The following is a 21,066-nucleotide window of genomic DNA, read 5'->3' as shown; positions in this document are numbered from 1 at the left end:
TTATGATTATTTCAGTGTAACTTTTAATTTTTGCTAGCTTCATCACTCCCTTGACTCAACTTAAAAGGTTTGAGCCAGCCGATTTTAATTGTGGTATCGAGAGCGATCGCCCCAATTGCAAACCACAAAACGCTCTCCCCAGCTAAGATAAAATCAGGTAAAACTAAATCAGCACCATCTATTTGAGTTAAGCCTCGTACTAAACCAAAAGCCAGTACACCACCAGATTTGAGTTGAGGATTTTGGTCTGTGCGGATGATATAGCGATAGGTGACACCAAATAACAAGCCAGAGAAAGCCGCAATTCCCCCACTCAGCCACCAATGCCAATTAATCTCTCTTTCCAGACTTGCAAGTGTCGGAAAATACCTTGCTAACACCAGAGTATTTACCAAATTGGTCATCAGGAAAGCCAGATACAGAGTAAAACTCCCAATTATTCCAGCCTTCAGAGATTCTAGGCGTTCTGCCATTAATTGCATATCGGAAGTTTTGTTCACCTTGGATCTATGCTAGGACTTACGCACTGTACAAATTCATCATGGTATGCAGTTACCAAAATAGCCAATTTCCGGCTTTGAAAAATGATTATGTTGATAGTAAATATACCCGTGTTGTAGGGGTTTAGCAATGCTAAACCCCTACGCAATATGTGTTTTTTAGTGTTATACATATTTGGTATTTATTGTCAATGCGTAAGCCCTATATGCTTAAAATAATGCATTATGTTTCTCTTATGGAACAGGCCTCTTGCCTGTTCTGGGGGGACTAGAAGCTTATCCCACAATATTTATGCTTATGCACTATTTTAGGCTTGTCAGTCCAGTAGCGTGGGTGAGCGATCGCTTAACCCATCATGATCCTGAGCCAAAGCGTTGCAGAATCAATAGCCCTTTCCCATTATCATAGGTATTAGAGACGTTTTGTAATTATTTAGAAAGTAAGACTATGGCAACGTTGACACTGGGTTGGGTATCGCTCTTGGTTGTGTTCACTTGGTCGATTGCGATGGTAGTTTGGGGACGTAACGGATTATAGGGGAAGCGTGGAAAATCCATTCCTGAATATTTTGGCTTTATTAGCCTTATTACTGCTCGTAGCTGTTACAGGTGGTGTTGGTTACTTAACCCTAGCAGATTGGCGCGATCGCCGTCGCCGAGAAGACGAAAAACGCGAAATCCGCCGCAGTTCTCCCAAACGGCGATAATTCACTCACACTTGAAAACTCTTTTCGTAGGGACATGAGCATATCGTGTCCCTACATTGTTGTATAAAAAAATTAATTAATGTTAAATTATTATTCAATAGGGTAATTCTACAACAAGATAAAAAACTTTCAATATTGAAAATCTCCCTGGATATCGATAAACCTGCTCAGAGACCAGCAATAAGACTGAATCCTAGACAATAACCAAACAAGTCTGATATGACATCCCCTCTATCTCACAGCGACAAGCAGAAAACTCTATCTGGAGTAATTTCCCGCATTCGTGAGTCTCTGGATATAGACACTATTTTTAAAACCACGGTAACAGAAGTCCGCCAACTTTTAAATACTGACCGGGTAGGGGTATTTCGTTTTTATCCTAACTTGGGATGGGAAGGAGAATTTATTTATGAAAATGTCACAGCAGAATGGAATTCGGCATTAAAAGCTCAACTGCATGACCACTGCTTTGCTAGGGAGTTTGTTGGACTGTATCAGCAAGGGCGAATTAACGTCATAGCTGATATCTATCAAGCCGATATGAGTGAATGCCATATCCAGATGTTAGAAGCGTTTCAAGTCCGTGCCAATATAGCTTCGCCTTTGATGAAGGGCAAAGATTTATGGGGATTATTGTGTATTCATCAGTGTAGTGGTCCTCGCCAATGGAATACATCGGAAATTGAGTTTGTGCAACTAATTGCCGAACATCTGGGAGTAGCTTTGCAGCAAGCAGACTACTTAGAACAGGTAAAAATTAAATCGACACAACTAGCAGAAGCAAAAGCCAGAGAAAAAGCCGCAGAATGGCAAAAAACCATAGCCATAACTATAGAAAAAATCCGTCAAACTCTTGACATAGAAATAATTTTTCACACCAGTACCGCCGAACTGCGTCAGTTGTTGAATGCTGACCGTGTAGCTATCTATCGCTTCAATCCAGATTGGAGTGGTGAATTTGCCTTTGAATCTGTGGGAGATGGCTGGACTTCTCTCGTTGGTCAGCAATCACAACAAACAAAATTACGTGAAAATATTAGCGAATGTACTGTTAAAGATTTAGCGAAAATTCCCGAAATAGATACTTACTTGCAAGATACAGCCGGTGGTCGCTTTACTAGAGGTGAAGTCTATCGTATTTGTAATGATATTTACAATGCAGATTTTAGTGAGTGTTACTTAGAAGTTTTAGAGACATATCAGGCCAAAGCTTATGTAATCATCGCTATTTACCAAAGTCAAACACTCTGGGGCTTGTTAGCAGTATACCAAAACACAGGCAGTCGTGTTTGGCAAGAAGATGAAGTCTATTTACTCACTCAAGTAGGCACTCAATTAGGTGTAGCTTTGCAGCAAGCAGAATTTTTGCAACAAATGCAAACCCAAGCAGCAGAAATCAGCAAAGCTGCAAAAAGGCAAAAAGCCCTAGCGAACACTATAGAAAAAATTCGTCAATCTCTAGATATTGATACTATTTTTAAAACCACGACTCAAGAAGTATTACAACTATTAAAAGTAGAAAGAGTTGCAATTTATCGTTTTGACTCGGACTGGAATGGTGAATTTGTTGCTGATTCCATTGTTGATGGTCGGACACCAGTGGTTAAGCCACAACCCATAACAGAAAATGTTCTGTCCTTAGATATACAAGGGAATAAATACGCACGGAATGAAGTATTTGTGCCAATAATTGCTCAAGGGGAAAAACTCTGGGGATTGTTAGTAGCTTATCAAAACTCCCAGCCCCGTTATTGGCAAGAAGAAGAAATAAATTTGCTGACACAGGTTGGTATTCAACTGGGGGTAGCATTACAGCAGGCCGAATCTTTACAGCAGGTGAAAAACCAAGCCCAAAAACTTTCTCAAGCGGCTAAAAGAGAACGCAAAGCAGCACAAAGAGAAAAAACCTTAGCTGTAACTGTGGAAAAGATTCGTCAGTCTCTGGATATCGACACCATTTTTAAAGCTACTACTCAAGAAGTCCAACGGCTATTAGAAGTTGATAGAGTCACAATTTATCGCTTCAATTCTGATTGGAGTGGCGAATTTGTGGCTGAATCCTTATCTCCAAGTTTGACATCCGTACAAGAACTTTTACCGATGATTGCAGATGAATATTTGCAATCAACTCAAGGGTCAGATTTTGCTGATGGTAAAATTTTGGTGATTCCAGATATTTATCATATCAATAATACTCAAAGTTATATTCCCCTCACCACGCCAATTTTAGCTAGGGCCTTGATGATAGTGTCAATTTTTCAAGGTGAGCAACTTTGGGGTTTACTAGCTGCATACAATAATATTGAACCTCGCAACTGGCAAGAGGATGAGATAGATTTGCTAGTCCAGATTGGCACTCAATTAGGCGTAGGTATTCAGCAAGCAGAATTACTGGAACAGACGCAAAGGCAAAAAGAAGAACTCGCACAGACTCTGAAGGAATTGCAAAAAGCTCAAAGCCGATTAATTCAAAGCGAGAAAATGGCAGGCTTGGGTCAGTTAGTTGCCGGAATAGCACATGAAATTAATAACCCAATTACCTTCATTTACGGGAATATTTCTCATCTTCACGAACACACAGAAAATTTATTGAAATTTTTGGATTTTTACCAGCAAAAATATCCTCAAGCAGTAGCAGAAATTGAAGCACAAGCAGCCGAATTAGATTTAGATTTTATTGTTGATGACTTGCCAAGAATTCTGGCTTCCATCAGCATGGGAGCAAATCGTATTTCTCAACTAGTTCTGTCCTTAAGAAATTTTTCTCGGCTGGATGAATCTGGAATGAAGTATGTTGACCTTCATGAAGGTATCGATAGCACTCTATCTATTTTAAAGCATCGCCTGCAACCACATGGAGATTCTTTCTCCATTGAGGTAGTTAAGGAATATGGTGATTTGCCTCCAGTCCTCTGTTATGCAGCCCAAATGAATCAGGTATTTATGAATATCATTAATAATGCTATTGATGCTTTGGAACAGTCTGTAGCAGATGGAATAATAACTGCACAGCCTAAAATTTCTATTTGTACTGAAGTCATAGCCCAAAATAGAATTTCAATTCGGATTTTTGATAATGGTTGTGGTGTTCCTGAGAATCTGCGATCGCGCATTTTTGAACCTTTCTTTACCACTAAAGAACCGGGAAAAGGTACTGGTTTAGGTTTATCTATTAGTTATCAAATTATTGTCGAAAAACACGGTGGTAAAATTGAATGCGTTTCTGAATCTGGTAATGGTTGTGAGTTTTGCTTAGAAATTCCCATAAAATAATCAGGGATAAAAAAGTGCTGAGTTGGTAGGGGCGGGTTTAAGCAGTCAGTCTGTGGTTCGTCAAAATCTGACTTTTCACGAGATGTGGAAAAGGCGATTTTAACGTTTTCTCAAGCCCTGATTTTTTCGTTGGCTATTATCATTAGTTTTAAGCTATTGATAAAAAGCCTGTGAAAAAAGTAACGTACTTCCTTTGCTTGAGGACTTACCGTGAAAAGTCAGCGTCAAAATCCTTAGTAAACCCGCCCGGACACCGAGTGCTGAGTGTTAGCCCTGCGGCGTTCGTGTAGCGTCTCGTAGAGAAGCGGGACGTTAGGGCGTGTTTTCAAAGTCTAAACGTAGGTTGGGTTAAGCGCAGCGCAACCCAACGCTGCCAATGATGTAGGGGCGGGTTTATTAAAATTCTTATTAGTAATTGAGCATATCTGTAAACCCACCCCTACCTGGTTTTGACTCAGCACTCAGCACTTTGCTATGGTTCAAATCTAATCATGAATTGTACCATCTGGCATAATAGCACCAGCTAGAGTCGCTCCTTCTAAGTTAGCCCCACTGATATTCGCGTCTTTTAAGTTGACTTTTTCTAGTTCGGAACTGCTCAAATTTGCACCACGTAAGTCAGCCGCAGTGAAATTGGCTCCCGCTAGGTTGAGATTCTGAAGGGATATTCCACAGAGGTTGGCTTCGTGAAAATTTGCACCACTGAAATTACCGTGAAGACTCACACCAATAAAATTTACTCTACTTAAATCAGCACCACTACAGTTGACATAAGATAATGTTGCGTTTGTCAAACTAGCCCCACTTAATACAGCCGCAGTGAGGTTAGTTCCACTTAAATTTGATAACATTAGTTCTGCATTTGTCAGTATAGCAGCAGTAAGATTAGCACCAGTTAAATTCACTTGATTCAAGTTTGCCCCTGATATCTTAGCCTGAATAAGTTTTGTATTACTTAAATTTGCTTTGGTTAAATTTGCATTGCTCAAGTTAGCCTGACTTAAATTTGTACCATCTAATCTTGCCGAATAGAGGTTAGCCGATTGTAGATTAGCCCCTGTTAAATTAACCCGACTTAAATCAGCACCTGCTAAGTTAGCATTTGCCAATGATGCACCTGGAGCAATTAAATAAGCCCCTGATTCAGTAGGAATAAAATCTTGGGGAAAAATAGTACTTTCATTGTAAATGGCTGTTTGCAAATCCGCTTCCTGAAGATTTGCACCTTCAAGATTGGTTTCCAATAAGTTAGCACTACTAAGATTAGCATTACTCAAATTTGCTCCGCTTAAATTAAGTTTTCGCAAATTTAAACTACTTAAGTTAGCTCCACTTAAGTTAGCTCCACTCAAGTTAATGTTATCAAGATAGGCTCCAACAAGGTTAGCTTTTCTGAGTGAGATTTTTTCTAGACTTATGGAAGTGAATGTGATTTTATAAAGATTGGCATGATCAAAATTTGCTTGCTTCAATTTTGTATCAAGTAAACTGGCTTTACTAATATCTGCATACTCAAGATTTGCAGCACTTAAATTTCCCGAAATAATGCAAATACTACTAAGATTGGCATTTTTTAGGTTAGCTTGACTTAAATTAATATTTCTCAGAGTTTTCCCACTCAAATTGATTCCGGTTAAATTCAAATGACTAAAGTCTCGTTCTCCAGCTTCATAACGCCGCAAAAATTCTTTAGCATGAATAGGTATATCCAGACTTTCTGATTCTGATGCGTAAATTCTGTTAACTAACCACATCATTCTCTCAAGCTGAAATTCTAAATTCGCGAAATCAGTATTATTTTCTACCTCTTTTTCAGTAAGTGATGTGACAAATTCTTGTTCAAACACTGTAATATCATCATTTTTATCATCAGCAACTGCTACCACCAAACTTGGTTGACTTTTTTGCTGTTCAACTCTTTCAAAAAAGTGCTTAACAACTTCAGCATCATCAAAATTCCCTGACTCAATTGCGGAGTCAGTATTATCCACAGTTTTAGGCAAATTTGCTGATGCCTTAAAGGATTTTTTTAACTCAGCAAATTGGACATTTAAAAGTGCAATTTCTTGTTGTATCAATTCAACTTGCTGTATTTCAGGTCGGCGCTGAAATGCTTGTTTCAATTTATCAAAGTACTGTTTTAACCAAGCAATGTTTTTTTTACGGTTATCCTCTTCAATCTCTAATTTGGCAATCCGTGCTGCCAAAGATTCTAAATTAAGTTCAGGGTCAGAAATATTCATTAATTTATCACCAACTGTATATCGAATGCCTATATCTATAAATTACCCAATTTAAAACCCACACTAACAACTAACACTTATATAGGAAACTTAAATAAGTGACTAACATAAAGATCCCCGACTTCTTCAAGAAGTCGGGGATCTAAGTCTCTCGGTGTTTGCAGCAGCATCACACCCCCAAATATTGAGGGGATACTAAATTCTTTTGTCCCTTCGCGCCCTTTGTGCCTTGGTGGTATGCGTTACGCGAAGGTTAAAGCTGCTTCACTTCTGAAACCAACTTAGAAACCATATCCTTTGCGCCACCAAAAAGCATTGTAGTTTTTTCTTTGTAGAATAATTCATTATCTACACCGGCAAAACCTGTACTCATCCCGCGCTTAATCACAATTGTCTGCTTCGCCCGATCTACTTCCAAAATCGGCATACCATAAATTGGACTATTTACATCACTACGTGCTGCCGGATTTACTACATCATTAGCCCCAATTACCAAAGCCACATCCGCAGCTTCTAATTGAGGATTGATGTCATCCATGTCGTATAACTGCGTATAAGCCACATTAGCCTCAGCCAATAACACATTCATGTGTCCTGGCATTCTTCCAGCTACAGGGTGAATGGCATACTTAACATCAACACCCATGCGTTCTAACTGATCTGCCAATTCCCGCACAGTGTGCTGTGCTTGGGCAACAGCCATCCCATAACCAGGGACAATTACAACGCTACGGGCATAACCCAACATCATCGCGCCTTCTTCAGCATCGATGCTGCGAACAGTTTGATCGCCTGTAGCACCTGTAGCACCTGTAGCACCACCAGCAACCGCCCCACCAAACGCACCAAACAGCACGCTGAATAGAGAACGATTCATCGCCTTACACATAATCTGGGTGAGAATTAAGCCAGAAGCCCCCACCAGTGCGCCAGCGATAATCAACATATTGTTCATGACCACGAAACCAGCTGCGGCTGCTGCTATCCCAGATAGGGAGTTTAACAGCGAAATTACCACAGGCATATCGCCTCCACCAATAGGGAGAACGAACATGACACCCAATACTAAAGAAACTCCCACGACTCCGAAGAATATGGGTAAGCTGTCGGGTGTGATGATTAAATAGGCACTGCCTACTATATAACCAACTAGCAGTAAGAGGTTAAATGGTTGCTGGAAAGGTAATTTAATCGGTGAACCACTGATTAAACCTTGTAATTTGGCAAAGGCGACAAAACTACCGGTTAAGGTGACACCACCGATTAACACGTCCAGCAAAATGGAAATGTTCACATCTAGAGGGATGGGTTCAGATGCTGCGATTAACCGCCAAAATTCAGCAACGGCGATGAGTGCGGAAGCTGCACCACCTAAACCATTGAGTAAACCCACCATTTGGGGCATTTCTGTCATTTGGACTTTGTAAGCGGCGATCGCACCAATTCCGCTACCAATCGCCAAGCCCACCAAAATCATCTGGTAGTTCAACACCTGCTGATCTAAGAGTGTGGCGACAATCGCCAGCAACATACCCACAGCCGCGACAACGTTACCATTCCGCGCTGTAGCTGGAGAACCGAGTTTTTTCAAACCCAGAATAAATAACGATGCAGCGACTAAGTACGTCAGCTGAATCCCAGTTGGTAGAAAATCGCTCACGCCTTAACTTCCTTTTTTTTGAACATTTGCAACATCCGATCTGTGACGAGAAAACCACCGACGACGTTAATTGTCGCCAGTACCACAGCAATTAAACCGAGAATCACTGAGATGCTGGTATCTTTAGCACCAGCAGCCACAATCGCCCCTAATACCGCAATCCCAGAAATTGCATTTGAGCCGGACATTAAAGGCGTGTGTAAAGTCGGTGGGATTTTGTTGATGACTTCAAAGCCAATAAAAGATGCCAGAACAAACACAAACAAAGCAGCAAGTAATGCCTCTGTCATGAAATAAAATCTCCTGTTGATCACCGCCCATCGACACAGATAAACTTTTATCGGTGTTTATTGGCGGTTAATTAATGTGTGCCAATCTGAGTACTCAAAGCCTGTAAAGCATCCCGCACCCGTTGATTACGAATTTCCCCAGCGTGGGTAATACAAGCTGCATTTACGATGTCGTCAGCAAAGTCTATCTGTAAAGCTTTGTCCTTGACTAATAATTGCACTAAGGATGTTAGGTTCTTAGAATATAACTGGCTAGCGTGAATTGGCATTGATGAAGGCAAATTAATCGGGCCAATAATGGTTACGCCATTCCAAACAATATCTTTACCTGCTTCCGTGCAGGCGCAGTTACCACCCTGATCAGCCGCTAAATCGACAATCACCGAACCGGGTTTCATTTGTGCCACCATTTCTTCTGTAACGAGCCGTGGTGCTTTTCTCCCTGGTACTTGGGCGGTGGTAATTACGACATCGGCATTTTTTACGTGTTCGGCGACAACTTCCTGAGTTCGTTGTTTACTAGCTTCAGAAATTTCTTTGGCGTAGCCACCAGCTGCGGTGGTTTCTTCTTCGAGTTTGACTTCGACGAATTTAGCCCCCAGACTTTGCACTTCTTCTTTAACGGCGGGACGAATATCAAAGGCTTCTACTACCGCACCCAAGCGTCTGGCTGTGGCGATCGCTTGCAATCCAGCTACACCAGCACCCATAATAAATACTTTCGCTGGGGCGATCGTGCCGGCGGCTGTTGTCAGCATGGGGAAATACTTTGGTAATGCAGCTGCGGCGATTAATACAGCCTTATAACCAGCTAGTGACGCTTGGGAAGACAAAGCATCCATACTTTGCGCCCTAGTAGTACGGGGGATCATCTCTATACTAAAGGCTGTAATTTGGCGATTTGCCAGTTCTTGCGCTACTGCGGGATTTGCCAAAGGATTCAGGAAGCTGATTAATACAGCCCCTTCCTTGAGTAATTCCACTTCTGAACCACCATTTTCTCGCTCTTGCGGTGGGCTAACTTTTAATAAAATATCTGCTTCGCCCCATAATTTAGCAGTATCACTGACAATTGTCGCTCCTGCTGCTTCGTAGGCAGAATCGCTAAAATAAGAGCGCTCTCCCGCACCTGTTTCCACCGATACTTCCAAACCTTGTTTGATTAATTTGGCTACGGTGTCAGGGTTTAATGCTACACGTCGTTCACAAACTTCAATTTCTTTAGCAACCGCTATTTTCATGAAATCTCCTGGAGATAAATACCTCTTTGTTTGGGGAATCGGTCATTTTCCCCTGACTCAACCTTGAGGGCAGTAACTGTCTGCGATGGCTTGTTTTGAGAGATTGAACCGATAATTTTTCCTTGAATATCTTGATTCTCCAGTTTCCGCCACACTTTGACCCTTGCAGATGTCACACTTGCTGATAGTTACAAATAGGTTCACATATTGCAAATCCTAAGTTGATTACCAAATTTGCATCTTTGTCTTTAGGTTGTTTTAGGATTCCTGGCTAATATTTTTGAATCTTGATAATTTTTTCAGTTATTTCTGGATGATTAGTGCTTTAATTACAGCCCATTTTCATCAATCTATCCCAAGTTCATAGGCGATCGCTGAATATACAGATCAATTTTTATCACAAAAGGTTTATATTAAGATACATTTATACATATTTATAAACAGAATCAAATCTCAACTGGATTTTCATTTAGTGTAAATCTTACCAATTTGGTGGTCAAAATGTCTACGTAAGCAAAAGTTAAAATTATTACCTAATAATTATTCTGGTACTTGAGCTTATAGAGATGAAGGCACTTCTTTCTTAAATTTAACGTCAATTGCCAGGGGGTCAGTAGTACAGTTTAGTCACAACGACTAAATTTTGGTTATTTATTTAGTAACAAACCTATTTTCTGGTGGTGGAGGCCTATACTATGCAAAATTTACGATTTCCAGGTTCTAAGGGCAAATTGCCTCTGAGACTGCTTTCGGCTTTAGCCTTGACTAGCTCTTTGCTGGCTGGTTTTGTAGTGGTAAATGAAGCGCAAAGTTCAGAGGGACTTATATTATTTGGCGGTGTCAAAAGCGAAAGTCGGCTACCCTACAGATTCGATTTTGGTGGTAATGCTAATAGCTGGGATCGAGTCAGACTGAGAATACCAGCCAAAAAAATGAATTTAGCAGCAGCTCAGTTTGCCGTTAGCTATCCAGATTATTTCAAAGGAACTTTCAATCCCGAAAAGATTGAGGTCAAAGTTGGAGGCAAAAAAGTTCCTCTGACTGAAGTGAAGTGGAACAAAGAAGCTCGCCTACTGGAAATTTTCCCCGAAGAGCCAGTCCCAGCAGGACGAGAGGTGGAGTTAGTGGTATCTGATATGCGAACTTCGCGTTTTGGAGGAATGTATCATTTTAACTGCCAGATTCTTTCTCCTGGGGATGTCCCACTACTGCGTTATGTGGGAACCTGGCTTGTGAGTATAAATTAAACATTTGTCAGTGGTCAGTTGTTAATTGGTAACTTACCAGCACCATTAACCGTTGACCACATTTTAAGCAATTATTTATGATTTTTGGCTCTTGAAGTGATATAGTTATGGATTGTAACTTTTTATAAAAATCGCCTAAGAGGAGAACGGTATGAAGAGAACCCTGGGCGGCACTTGCCGTAAGAGAAAAAGAACCTCTGGTTTTCGTGCCAGAATGCAGACACCAACCGGAAGAAACGTGATCCGGGCGAGGAGAAAAAGAGGTCGTCATCGTCTGAGCGTTTAGGAAATTTCCAGCACAAAGAACAGATGTGGCTTTGCCCAAAGCAAATAGATTAAAATCTCGAAAAGATTTCCAGGCAGTTTTCCGGGAAGGAATTCGTCGTCACAGTTCTCATTTCATCTTGAGAGCTTTACGACCTTCAAGTTCAAAAAAGCCTTCCTTGGATACTGCTACCAGTGACAAACCCCTATCCAGCACACAATTTGGCGTTTCTATTAGCACCAAAGTCAGCAAAAGAGCAGTAATTCGTAATCGAATCAAACGCCAAATTACGGCGGCTTTGCATGATTTATTGCCAAAATTGTCCCCAGGCTGGCGGGTAGTCATCGTTGTTAAACCAACAGCAGCAGAATCTAAGTGCGTAAGCCAACAATTTCTGCAAGAATTAGAGCAGTTGTTGGTAAAAGCTGAGGTATTTGATGGGCATTCGTGAAGAAGTTTATTATGAAGGTGGCCCCCACATTGGGGACTTAATTCTCAATTCGTTGATTGGACTAACTGTTGTGGGGCTACCATTGGCAGTTGGAGCCATCGTAAGGGCTTTATGGCTACGCTACCGCATCACCGACCGCCGAATTTCGGTGACGGGAGGTTGGAGAGGACGCGATCGCACTGATATTATCTATTCAGAAGTGGTTAAAATCGTCAAAGTTCCCCGTGGCATTGGCTTTTGGGGAGATATGGTACTAACCCTGAGAAATGGTAGTCGCCTAGAAATGCGGGCTGTTCCCAATTTCCGCGAAACTTATGACTACATCAACGAAAGAGTTACAGCTAAAAATCCCCTCTATAGCGGGGCTAAAAAATCATAGGGAATAAAATTGTAGAGACGCGATTCATCGCGTCTGTATTTATCTGTATTGATCGCGTCTGTACAAAATAGTTGGAAGTAGCGAAGTTAAATTTGCTCACAATAAAACATACAACTTCCAACTCCCTACTGATTAACCATTCCCAAAATTTTGGAATGTGCGGCTATCCGTAGCGTAGGATAGTTATATAGGAATCATGATTTAGATAAATTAGATTCAGTTCAGTTTACAGTAGCTCAGGTTAAATTCAGAATAATGGATTTTGGTATCGGGTTTCTTTCAAACAACGTGATGCTGCCAATCATAGACTTTTTCTATGGAATTGTGCCTAGTTACGGATTGGCGATCGTTGCCTTGACATTGATAATCCGCTTCGCGCTCTATCCCCTGAGTGCTGGTTCAATTCGTAATATGCGGAAAATGCGAATTGTACAACCTCTGATGCAGAAGCGGATGGCAGAAATTAAAGAGCGGCACAAGGATAATCCGCAAAAGCAGCAAGAGGAAATGGTCAATGTCCAAAAAGAATTTGGCAACCCATTGGCTGGATGTCTGCCCCTTGTACTGCAAATGCCAGTATTATTAGCGCTGTTTGCCACATTGCGGGGTTCACCTTTTGCTGGTGCAAACTATAGCGTTAACCTGCAAATTTTTCCCTCCGAACAAATTGAACGCATTCAACCCCAAGCTTTTGCGACTGCTCCCCAAAACATCTACATTGCTGATGGGGAACGTACTCGTGTCACAGCTATTCTGCCTGCTGGTAACAAATTAGCCGTAGGAGAAAAAACTAAGCTGCAATATCAGACTGTTGAAGGCAAACCATTTCAGGCGCTGTTAGCAGAACATCCCGAAAGTAACCTAGTTCCTGAATGGAAAATTACTAAAGGGGAAGAGAGGGTAAAAATAGATGCTGAAGGCAATATAGAAGCCTTAGAACCAGGAGATGTGACAATTCAAGGCTCAATTCCTGGACTAGCAGCAGAAAAAGGATTTTTATTCATTCAAGCTTTAGGTAGGGTTGGCGCTCAAAATCCTGACGGACAGATTAATTGGGATATCGTCTCCATGATCCTGTTTTTCGGGGTGAGTCTTTATGTCAGCCAAATGATTTCCGGGCAGAATTCCAGTGGAGGTAATCCACAACAAGATACAGTTAATAAAATCACACCAGTTATATTTTCTGGGATGTTTTTGTTCTTCCCCCTACCGGCTGGGGTGTTGATGTATATGGTAATTGGTAATATTTTCCAAACTGCTCAAACTTATATTCTCTCGCGTGAACCTCTACCAGAGGGACTACAAGAAATCGTCGCCACCCAAGAGAAAGAAACAGCAGCAGAACAAAGAACTTTACCATTTGAGCCAAAGAGTTCTAAGAAAAAGACTACAGGTTGATGATGCTGGAAAGTCCAATGCAAAGAGGGCAGCAGTGGTTAACAACCCTGCTGCAACTAACAGGAACACCTGCCGAAATTAAGGGTAATTTAGAAGTTGACCCGCCTCAATTTGGCGATTCCCCAGAATTAGATAGCTATTGGTTAACCATTGACCAAACTAATTTAACAACCGAACAAATTCGCGTGTTAATTGGCGCTGATGGTTCGGTTATTGATTCGATTCAGTATTTAGCTAATTCTGTACTAAACCTTGGCTTACCCGAAGCAGAACAAGCCTTTTATACCATTGAGTTGAATGGCTACCGTGTCAAAAGACAAGCAGAAATTCACGCAATGGCAGAAGCCGCAGTTAATGAAGTCCGGGCTTCTGGTGGAGAAGTAGAACTAAAATCTCTGAGTGCAGCAGAAAGGCGGCAAATCCACTCTTTATTGAAAGAATTTGCAGATTTGCAAACTTTCAGCCGTGGTAGAGAGCCACACCGTAATTTGGTGGTTTGTCCAGCAACGGCGGTTGAATAATAGTAGTTACAGCAGTTTTCATTGAGAAGAAATACAAATTTATCTGTGTTTGTTTGTAGTCTTTTTTTTGATGTATTACACTTACCTGTAAACTGCTGTAAATACAAAATTTCTATGGTTCTGAAGAGTTAAAATAGGGTTGTATTGTTAGCAAAACTGCTGATGGTAAAACCTGAATTTTTGTGATTATATCAAAATCCTATGGACGCAATTTTTATTCCGCAGCTCACCAAAGCCCCGGAGCAAACAGAGGAAATTCAAGTTCAAGAGTTTCTCCCTGGTTTGGAAAGCTTGACACCTGTTCGCGGTCGCTTGCGGGTGCATCATCAAGGTAGTTACTTGGAAGTGTCCAGTCAGGCGGAAACAATTATCACTTGTACTTGTAACCGTTGTTTGCAGCAATATAATCAACGTTTGACGGTAAATACCAAAGAAGTTATTTGGTTAGATGAAGCTGCTGCTCAAATAGAGGATTTGCCTTTAGAACGGGAAGTGGTGATGGAAGATTTGGTGGAAACGCTCTCACCTAAAGGTTATTTTTATCCCAGTGAATGGTTATACGAGCAGATGTGTTTAGCATTCCCTCAGCGTCAGCTTTGTAATCTCGATTGTCCGGGTATTTTGAGCGATGATGCTGATGGTTCGGATAAGCCGGGGGATAGTCGTTGGGCTTCTTTGGAAGCGTTGAAAAAGCAACTTCCGGGATGATTTAAAGGGGACGTGATAGATTTAGACGCGATGAATCGCGTCTCTACAAGTTTTTGGGATTATTTTTAATTTGGGCTAATATTTCTTGGGCGCGTTTTTTTTTAGGTTCGTAGTTAATAGCATCAGCGAGTTCAGCCGCCTGGGTTAAAGAATTAAGTGCAGCTTCTGTCTGTCCCATTTTAAATTGCATATCGGCAATCAATAACAGGTTGCGGCTTTGGCTGTAAATATTGCCAATTGGATTATAGAGGCTTTGGGCTTGTTGGAGATATTCTAGTGCTTGTGCTGGGTCATCTTGTAATTTACCAAACTCTTGCAGTACGTTAGCTTCCCCCAAGCGAGAACCAATATCGCGATAGAATGCTAATGCTTGTTTGTATTTTTCTAAGGCTTCGCTGTTGCGTTTAAGGAACTGCAAAACATCGCCGATGCCTTGTAATGTATTTGCTTCCCCCAAGCGATCGCCAACATCGCGATAGAATGCTAATGCTTGTTCGTATTTTTCTAAAGCTTCACTGCTGCATTTAAGGAACTGCAAAACATTGCCGATGGCTTGTAATGTATTTGCTTCCCCCAAGCGATCGCCAATATCGCGATAGAATGCTAATGCTTGTTCGTATTTTTCTAAGGCTTCGCTGCTGCATTTAAGAAACTGCAAAACATCGCCGATGGCTTGTAATGTATTTGCTTCCCCCAAGCGAGAACCAACATCGCGATAGAATGCCAATGCTTGTTCGTATTTTTCTAAAGCTTCACTGCTACATTTGAGGAACTGCAAAACATCGCCGATGGCTCTTAATGTATTTGCTTCCCCCAAGCGATCGCCAATATCGCGGTAGAATGCCAATGCTTGTTCGTATTTTTCTAAAGCTTCACTGCTACATTTGAGGAACTGCAAAACATCGCCGATGCCTTGTAATGTATTTGCTTCCCCCAAGCGAGAACCAACATCGCGATAGAATGCTAATGCTTGTTCGTATTTTTCTAAGGCTTCGCTGCTGCATTTAAGGAACTGCAAAACATCGCCGATGGCTTGTAATGTATTTGCTTCCCCCAAGCGATCGCCAATATCGCGATAGAATACTAATGCTTGTTCATATTTTTCTAAGGCTTCGCTGCTGCGGTCGAGGAACTGCAAAACATTACCGATGGCTCTTAATGTATTAGGTTCTCCCAAGAGATCGCCAGTATCGCGGTATAATGCCAAAGCTTGTTCGTATTTTTCTAAGGCTTCGCTGGTGCGGTTGAGGAACTGCAAAATATCGCCGATGGCTTTTAATGTATATGCTTCTCCCAAGAGATCGCCAACATCGCGGTATAATGCCAAAGCTTGTTCGTATTTTTCTAAAGCTTCGCTGCGTCGGTTGAGAAACTGTAAAACATCGCCGATGGCTTTTAATGTATATGCTTCCCCCAAGCGAGAACCAATATCGCGGTACAATTCCAATGCTTGTTGATAATAATCTTTAGCTAATTTGACCTCATTCTTCAGTTCAAAATAAAGATGCCCCAAATTCTTCAAACTATCCGCTAAATCAGCCTTTAACCCCAACTTTGTTTGTAACGCAATGGCTTTTTGATAGGCTTGAATTGCTAATTGACGATTTTGATGATTTTCATATCTTTGTTCATAGGCTTTTGCCAGACTTTCATATAAAGTCGCCAGTAAAGGTGCTTCCTTTCCTTTTGCCTCAATTTCTGCAATCAGTTGTAATATTTCTTCTAGAGGTAAACCACCAATGTCCTCTGGTGCAGATTTGGATATTTTATTTGTTCCTGAAATCCCTCTACTTTCTACAGTCACAGACTCGCGTGTAAAGCAAAATACCCCACCCCGCCAACTCCAAAAATCTGGTGCGCGTTCTGCTAAACGAATCAAGACTGACTCAGTTACCCACAACACAATGGGAAAAGTAAATTCTCTTAGCGCTTCCCTTGTCCATTGTAAATAACCAAAAAACCTATCCTGCTCTGATTTGGGTGCGTCTAACTTCACAGATAACAGTTCATCTATTCCCAAAACTGTAATTACAGCAGCCTCACCTGGTTGTAAATCTGGCTCGGTTTCTACCAAATGTGCCAAAGCATAACGTAAACTGGGATCTTGCCTACGTACCCTCACGCGATAGGTTAGAAAGTTCTGCTGTTTGAGTTCACTTTCATACTGCTGAATTAAATTAGCTCGTAAATTGGGGTCATCACAAACCGCAATCAGCAAATTTAAAATTCCTTGGCTGGCTTCCAAGGATACAATCAATTTCTGATAATTTCGTTGATTTTCCGCTTTAACATCATCTGGTAACATTATTCAATCAACTTTTTGCGTTTGAGTAAATCTGCCACAATGGGATGCACGTCATACCATAAATCATCATTTTCATATTCCAGTACAGACAATCCATGTAGTAAAGACAGAAATTCTTCACTTTTTGCGTCTGGAGGTGTCAGATGATTGTAGGTAGTTACTAATATGCTATATAATTTATCGCCCAATGGACGAGCAAAATCATTCCGCAAATCTTTGATTGCTAATTGCAGAATTTCATCATTAATTTTGATATCCGTTCGCTGTGGTTCAGAACGAATTAATAGCAAACATTGAGAGCAACATTCTCTACCTATTCTCACCAATTCTCTAACTACACCACCACTTTTTAAGACAATTTGCCTTGCAGTGTCTGGTTCCATTAATTCTTCGGGAATCCGCTTTTTGAGAATTTGCAGAAACAAGTTTATCAGTTCTTCCTTTGGTACACCGTCAGGTTTATGGCTATCTCCTTGCTTAAAGAATTTACAAACTGCCATCAGATAGACACGTGGTGTTACTGATTGTAAGGTAGCTAGTAAATCATTATTACGAATTACCGCAATGGGAATTGTATAGATAATTCTAAACTTAGGTAGGAATAAAGAATTAATATTATTTTTATAAATCTCTTCTACTAAACTTAAATCGAGTTTATCTAAATCATCAATTATTACTAAAACTTCTTTTTTAGTATATGCTTGAATCAGCGCCGCAATTTCATCAGCTTTTTTTGCTAGTTCCGAAACTTTTCGTTCATAGGTTTTCTTGATTTCTTCTCGAAATGTTGCTTCGTTTTTAAGTTTAGCGGTAATTAATTTGAAGAAATCGCCACCTAGTCCTACTTCAGTTTTTAAATCTTTAGTAACTGTTTCTGTCTGTGTGGTAGTAAACCATTCTCTTAAAGACTTTTCGGTGTCAGGAGAAATATTAATTTTTAGTTCTTGAAGTTTGTTTAAAAGAGTCAGGGTAATAGCATACAAAATATTCACATGATTAATGTCTGACATTTCAATCATGTCAGCTACAGAAAATAAAGTAACTACATATCCCTGTTCCATCATTTGTGCAGAAAATTTTGCCAATAGCGTAGACTTACCGCAACCACGATGTCCAGCAAATATAAGTTTGCCGTTAGCAGGTGCATCTTCTACTGCTTGCTCCAAACGAGCGATTGTATGATTAGCAAAATCAACTCGAAACTGTTCAACTTTTCTCCAATCTATCAGGGGAAATAGTTCTAAATCTCGATATGATTGGCGAAACTTTTCTAACAAAACTTTTTCTTCCATGTCCATATATTTTAGAATACTTAAATTATCATCTTCAAGTCCGGCAGGATAATTACATTTAATATGCCATTCTTAATTACAAATTATGAATTATCCATAGGAGTTAGTATATGAACTTTCGTGAAGAATTTAAATTGCTGCTACGCGCCCGCTATCCTTTGATTTATATTCCTACTTATGAGGAGGAACGGGTAGAAACGGCGATTCGGGAAGAAGCCGCAAATCAAGGTAATCGTCCTGTATATACTTGGGATTTTGTGGATGGCTACCAGGGAAACCCCAATGATGCGGGATTTGGTAAGCGTAACCCGTTACAAGCTTTGGAATTTGTGGAAAAGTTGCCAGCCTCTGCTCCTGCTGTCTTGATTTTACGCGATTATCATCGGTTTTTAGATGATGTAGCGATCGCACGCAAACTTCGCAACTTAGCTAGACTCCTCAAATCCCAACCTAAAAATGTGGTATTACTATCGCCACGCATCGCCATTCCTGACGATTTAACAGAAGTTCTCACAGTGGTTGAATTCCCATTACCCGCAGCCGCAGAAATTAAAACTGAGGTGGAACGCTTACTACAAAGCACTGGTAGCAACTCCCTTTCTGGAAAAATTCTGGATGACTTGGTGCGTTCTTGTCAAGGCCTTTCAATGGAAAGGATTCGGCGGGTTTTAGCCAGAGCGATCGCATCCCACGGAGAACTGCAACCAGAGGATGTAGACTTGGTTTTGGAGGAAAAGCGCCAAACTATCCGCCAAACCCAAATCCTGGACTTTTACCCCGCCACTGAGCAGATTTCTGATATAGGGGGACTAGATAACCTTAAAGATTGGTTACTGCGTCGGGGAGGCTCATTTACTGATCGGGCGCGTCAGTACGGATTACCACACCCCCGTGGTTTAATGTTATTAGGTATTCAAGGTACTGGTAAATCTTTAACAGCAAAAGCGATCGCGCATCATTGGCATTTACCCCTATTACGCCTCGATGTTGGACGCTTATTCGGTGGTTTAGTCGGTGAATCAGAATCCCGCACTCGCCAAATGATTCAAGTTGCTGAAGCCCTCGCGCCTTGCGTTTTGTGGATTGATGAAATCGATAAAGGCTTTTCGGGACTTGGTGCCAAAGGTGATGCAGGTACTGCTAGCCGGGTATTTGGAACTTTTATTACCTGGTTAGCCGAAAAAACCTCACCTGTGTTTGTTGTTTCCACCGCTAACGACATCCAAGCCTTACCGCCGGAAATGCTGCGTAAAGGGCGATTTGATGAAATTTTCTTTGTGGGTTTACCTACCCAAGACGAGAGAAAAGCAATTTTTAACGTTCATTTATCCCGACTGCGCCCCCATAACCTGAAAAGTTATGATATTGACAGATTAGCTTATGAAACGCCCGATTTTTCTGGGGCTGAGATTGAACAAACCTTGGTTGAAGCGATGCACATTGGATTTAGTCAAAATCGCGATTTTACTAATGACGATATTCTCGAAGCTGCTAGCCAAATTATACCCCTGGCGCGAACGGCTGTGGAGCAAATTCAACAACTACAAGAATGGGCTGCATCTGGAAGAGCGCGTTTAGCCTCGAAACACAATCCTTTGACTGATACTTTCGGTAAGTTACGTTAACGTATTCAGCTACAGCTGTAATAATTAGGTAATTAATCATTCAGATGTCAATAGTCAATATTTAAGAACTACTATTGACTATTGACCATTGGTGATGAGGTTTTAAAAATGTTTACTAATTTACTAAAGTTTATTCTAGGGGTGATCTTAGCGATCGCCATTTTAACGGGTAGCGGTGTAGCAGTTGCACTCTATTTCATGAATCGCGCTTTTATGCCCCCACCTAAACCTCTGTTTGCCAATGATACTCCGGCGTTGAAAGAGGAAGCTCCTCCAGCGACTGAGGTAAGCAGTGCATCTACACCAAAACCAACGCCAACGCCAACTCCAACTCCCACGGACGAATTACCACCGGGGGCTTACCAAGGACGTGTGACTTGGCCTCAAGGCTTGAGTGTGCGAGCTGAACCAAACATGGATGCTGAACGTGTGGCTGGAGTTGGTGCTAATGAAGAAGTGATTGTCTTGGAAGAAAGTCAGGATAAAAATTGGCAAAAGATTCGCACAGCAGGGAAACAAGAAGGTTGGGTCAAAATAGGTAATACTGAACGGGTGGAATAATTCGTAATTCGTAATTCGTAATTCGTAGTTCGTAGTTCGTAATTCGTAATTCGTAATTCGTAATTCGTAGTTCGTAGTTCGTAGTTCGTAATTTAGCTGTTACAGCACTTCCGGCAGCTATGAGGTACATCCCCAAAACTGAAAGCTATGATAGGAGAGGGACACAGGATAAATCTGTATTGCATAATAGCCGGAAGCGCTGTAATGAACCTCTAGCTTCAACAATGTTAGTTAGAGGGTGTTTGAAAAGTTTTGGGCGAATATAATATGGCTACGCTTCGCGTTAGCGATACGCTACTACACAAACGAAGTCCACCTCCGTGGACTAATGAAGAATTAAGGCTTTTAACCCGCGCAGGCGGGTTTTGTCTGTATAGCCGCGACTTCTAGTCGCCTGGGC

General features: G+C 41.2%; 20 protein-coding genes. 12 read left to right on the top strand and 8 right to left on the bottom strand.

The features are described from left to right. Positions 1-23: 23 nt before the first annotated feature. Positions 24-482 carry a hypothetical protein gene (locus ACM0OW_RS03480; protein WP_414548835.1) on the bottom strand — a complete coding sequence of 153 codons (459 nt, stop codon included), beginning with the start codon at positions 480-482 and terminating at the stop codon, positions 24-26. A 466-nt stretch (positions 483-948) separates the two neighbouring features. Between ACM0OW_RS03480 and petN the strand changes: the two genes are divergently transcribed. From petN to ACM0OW_RS03465, 3 genes are all read left to right on the top strand, one after another. Further along, a complete protein-coding gene (petN, locus tag ACM0OW_RS03475; RefSeq protein ID WP_006195543.1) occupies positions 949-1,038 on the top strand; it encodes a cytochrome b6-f complex subunit PetN in 90 nt (29 codons plus the stop codon). Positions 1,039-1,045: 7 nt separating this feature from the next. Further along, positions 1,046-1,207: a hypothetical protein gene (locus ACM0OW_RS03470; protein WP_323213627.1), complete on the top strand. Its 162-nt coding sequence runs from the start codon at positions 1,046-1,048 to the stop codon at positions 1,205-1,207. Between the two features lie 219 nt (positions 1,208-1,426). After that, positions 1,427-4,480 (top strand): GAF domain-containing protein, encoded by a 3,054-nt coding sequence (locus ACM0OW_RS03465; protein ID WP_414548639.1) that lies wholly within the window; start codon positions 1,427-1,429, stop codon positions 4,478-4,480. A gap of 485 nt (positions 4,481-4,965) precedes the next feature. Here ACM0OW_RS03465 and ACM0OW_RS03460 read toward each other — a convergent pair whose 3' ends face one another. The 5 genes from ACM0OW_RS03460 to ACM0OW_RS03440 all read right to left on the bottom strand — a co-directional run bounded on the left by ACM0OW_RS03460 (position 4,966) and on the right by ACM0OW_RS03440 (position 10,090). Beyond that, positions 4,966-6,723 (bottom strand): pentapeptide repeat-containing protein, encoded by a 1,758-nt coding sequence (locus tag ACM0OW_RS03460; RefSeq protein ID WP_414548638.1) that lies wholly within the window; start codon positions 6,721-6,723, stop codon positions 4,966-4,968. Positions 6,724-6,976: 253 nt separating this feature from the next. Then, the gene (locus tag ACM0OW_RS03455; protein WP_414548637.1) at positions 6,977-8,383 is read right to left on the bottom strand and encodes an NAD(P)(+) transhydrogenase (Re/Si-specific) subunit beta; all 1,407 of its coding nucleotides are present in this window, start codon (positions 8,381-8,383) and stop codon (positions 6,977-6,979) included. Beyond that, on the bottom strand, positions 8,380-8,673 hold the full coding sequence (locus ACM0OW_RS03450; RefSeq protein ID WP_414548636.1) for an NAD(P) transhydrogenase subunit alpha: 294 nt from the start codon (positions 8,671-8,673) through the stop codon (positions 8,380-8,382). Before ACM0OW_RS03450 ends, ACM0OW_RS03455 begins: the two co-directional genes overlap by 4 nt. Before the next feature lie 71 nt (positions 8,674-8,744). Continuing rightward, positions 8,745-9,914: a Re/Si-specific NAD(P)(+) transhydrogenase subunit alpha gene (locus ACM0OW_RS03445; protein WP_414548635.1), complete on the bottom strand. Its 1,170-nt coding sequence runs from the start codon at positions 9,912-9,914 to the stop codon at positions 8,745-8,747. After that, positions 9,911-10,090, bottom strand: a complete 180-nt coding sequence (locus ACM0OW_RS03440; RefSeq protein ID WP_414548634.1) for a hypothetical protein — start codon at positions 10,088-10,090, stop codon at positions 9,911-9,913. Before ACM0OW_RS03440 ends, ACM0OW_RS03445 begins: the two co-directional genes overlap by 4 nt. A gap of 519 nt (positions 10,091-10,609) precedes the next feature. Between ACM0OW_RS03440 and ACM0OW_RS03435 the strand changes: the two genes are divergently transcribed. The 7 genes from ACM0OW_RS03435 (at position 10,610) to ACM0OW_RS03405 (ending at position 14,883) form a co-directional block, all read left to right on the top strand. Then, entirely contained in the window at positions 10,610-11,161 is a 552-nt protein-coding gene (locus tag ACM0OW_RS03435; protein WP_414548633.1) for a DUF2808 domain-containing protein, read from the top strand. 151 nt (positions 11,162-11,312) lie between these two features. After that, a complete protein-coding gene (gene rpmH, locus ACM0OW_RS03430; protein ID WP_089091234.1) occupies positions 11,313-11,447 on the top strand; it encodes a 50S ribosomal protein L34 in 135 nt (44 codons plus the stop codon). Positions 11,448-11,472: 25 nt separating this feature from the next. Further along, positions 11,473-11,877 carry a ribonuclease P protein component gene (gene rnpA, locus ACM0OW_RS03425; protein ID WP_414548632.1) on the top strand — a complete coding sequence of 135 codons (405 nt, stop codon included), beginning with the start codon at positions 11,473-11,475 and terminating at the stop codon, positions 11,875-11,877. Continuing rightward, positions 11,864-12,256 carry a PH domain-containing protein gene (locus ACM0OW_RS03420; RefSeq protein ID WP_414548631.1) on the top strand — a complete coding sequence of 131 codons (393 nt, stop codon included), beginning with the start codon at positions 11,864-11,866 and terminating at the stop codon, positions 12,254-12,256. The genes rnpA and ACM0OW_RS03420 overlap by 14 nt, the downstream gene beginning before the upstream one ends. Positions 12,257-12,511: 255 nt before the next feature. Then, entirely contained in the window at positions 12,512-13,654 is a 1,143-nt protein-coding gene (gene yidC / locus ACM0OW_RS03415) for a membrane protein insertase YidC (RefSeq protein WP_414548630.1), read from the top strand. After that, the gene (locus ACM0OW_RS03410; RefSeq protein ID WP_414548629.1) at positions 13,654-14,175 is read left to right on the top strand and encodes a protein jag; all 522 of its coding nucleotides are present in this window, start codon (positions 13,654-13,656) and stop codon (positions 14,173-14,175) included. Before yidC ends, ACM0OW_RS03410 begins: the two co-directional genes overlap by 1 nt. 201 nt (positions 14,176-14,376) lie before the next feature. Next, positions 14,377-14,883 carry a YceD family protein gene (locus tag ACM0OW_RS03405; RefSeq protein ID WP_414548628.1) on the top strand — a complete coding sequence of 169 codons (507 nt, stop codon included), beginning with the start codon at positions 14,377-14,379 and terminating at the stop codon, positions 14,881-14,883. A gap of 43 nt (positions 14,884-14,926) precedes the next feature. On the opposite strand, the gene ACM0OW_RS03400 is transcribed toward ACM0OW_RS03405, so the two are convergent. Beyond that, positions 14,927-17,188, bottom strand: coding sequence for a tetratricopeptide repeat protein (locus ACM0OW_RS03400; protein ID WP_414548627.1), 2,262 nt, complete (start codon positions 17,186-17,188; stop codon positions 14,927-14,929). Beyond that, entirely contained in the window at positions 17,188-18,480 is a 1,293-nt protein-coding gene (locus ACM0OW_RS03395) for a P-loop NTPase fold protein (RefSeq protein WP_414548626.1), read from the bottom strand. The genes ACM0OW_RS03400 and ACM0OW_RS03395 overlap by 1 nt, the downstream gene beginning before the upstream one ends. 110 nt (positions 18,481-18,590) lie before the next feature. Between ACM0OW_RS03395 and ACM0OW_RS03390 the strand changes: the two genes are divergently transcribed. Both ACM0OW_RS03390 and ACM0OW_RS03385 read left to right on the top strand, forming a co-directional pair. Beyond that, entirely contained in the window at positions 18,591-20,105 is a 1,515-nt protein-coding gene (locus ACM0OW_RS03390) for an AAA family ATPase (RefSeq protein WP_414548625.1), read from the top strand. A 108-nt stretch (positions 20,106-20,213) separates the two neighbouring features. Next, on the top strand, positions 20,214-20,666 hold the full coding sequence (locus ACM0OW_RS03385; RefSeq protein ID WP_414548624.1) for an SH3 domain-containing protein: 453 nt from the start codon (positions 20,214-20,216) through the stop codon (positions 20,664-20,666). The last annotated feature ends 400 nt before the right edge of the window (positions 20,667-21,066 follow it).

It is taken from the genome of Anabaena sp. CCY 0017, assembly GCF_963920885.1.
Classification (GTDB): Bacteria; Cyanobacteriota; Cyanobacteriia; order Cyanobacteriales; family Nostocaceae; genus Nodularia.
This window is presented reverse-complemented; position numbering and strand designations above follow the sequence as displayed.

What these genes read in the sequence shown, in the direction of transcription:
- ACM0OW_RS03405 (WP_414548628.1), top strand. Translation starts at nt 14,377, where the DNA reads ATGGACGCAATTTTTATTCCGCAGCTCACCAAAGCCCCGGAGCAAACA.
- ACM0OW_RS03395 (WP_414548626.1), bottom strand. Translation starts at nt 18,480, where the DNA reads ATGGAAGAAAAAGTTTTGTTAGAAAAGTTTCGCCAATCATATCGAGAT.
- ACM0OW_RS03400 (WP_414548627.1), bottom strand. Translation starts at nt 17,188, where the DNA reads ATGTTACCAGATGATGTTAAAGCGGAAAATCAACGAAATTATCAGAAA.
- ACM0OW_RS03450 (WP_414548636.1), bottom strand. Translation starts at nt 8,673, where the DNA reads ATGACAGAGGCATTACTTGCTGCTTTGTTTGTGTTTGTTCTGGCATCT.
- ACM0OW_RS03480 (WP_414548835.1), bottom strand. Translation starts at nt 482, where the DNA reads ATGCAATTAATGGCAGAACGCCTAGAATCTCTGAAGGCTGGAATAATT.
- ACM0OW_RS03435 (WP_414548633.1), top strand. Translation starts at nt 10,610, where the DNA reads ATGCAAAATTTACGATTTCCAGGTTCTAAGGGCAAATTGCCTCTGAGA.
- ACM0OW_RS03410 (WP_414548629.1), top strand. Translation starts at nt 13,654, where the DNA reads ATGATGCTGGAAAGTCCAATGCAAAGAGGGCAGCAGTGGTTAACAACC.
- ACM0OW_RS03460 (WP_414548638.1), bottom strand. Translation starts at nt 6,723, where the DNA reads ATGAATATTTCTGACCCTGAACTTAATTTAGAATCTTTGGCAGCACGG.
- ACM0OW_RS03385 (WP_414548624.1), top strand. Translation starts at nt 20,214, where the DNA reads ATGTTTACTAATTTACTAAAGTTTATTCTAGGGGTGATCTTAGCGATC.
- ACM0OW_RS03465 (WP_414548639.1), top strand. Translation starts at nt 1,427, where the DNA reads ATGACATCCCCTCTATCTCACAGCGACAAGCAGAAAACTCTATCTGGA.
- petN (WP_006195543.1), top strand. Translation starts at nt 949, where the DNA reads ATGGCAACGTTGACACTGGGTTGGGTATCGCTCTTGGTTGTGTTCACT.
- ACM0OW_RS03420 (WP_414548631.1), top strand. Translation starts at nt 11,864, where the DNA reads ATGGGCATTCGTGAAGAAGTTTATTATGAAGGTGGCCCCCACATTGGG.
- ACM0OW_RS03445 (WP_414548635.1), bottom strand. Translation starts at nt 9,914, where the DNA reads ATGAAAATAGCGGTTGCTAAAGAAATTGAAGTTTGTGAACGACGTGTA.
- yidC (WP_414548630.1), top strand. Translation starts at nt 12,512, where the DNA reads ATGGATTTTGGTATCGGGTTTCTTTCAAACAACGTGATGCTGCCAATC.
- rpmH (WP_089091234.1), top strand. Translation starts at nt 11,313, where the DNA reads ATGAAGAGAACCCTGGGCGGCACTTGCCGTAAGAGAAAAAGAACCTCT.
- ACM0OW_RS03390 (WP_414548625.1), top strand. Translation starts at nt 18,591, where the DNA reads ATGAACTTTCGTGAAGAATTTAAATTGCTGCTACGCGCCCGCTATCCT.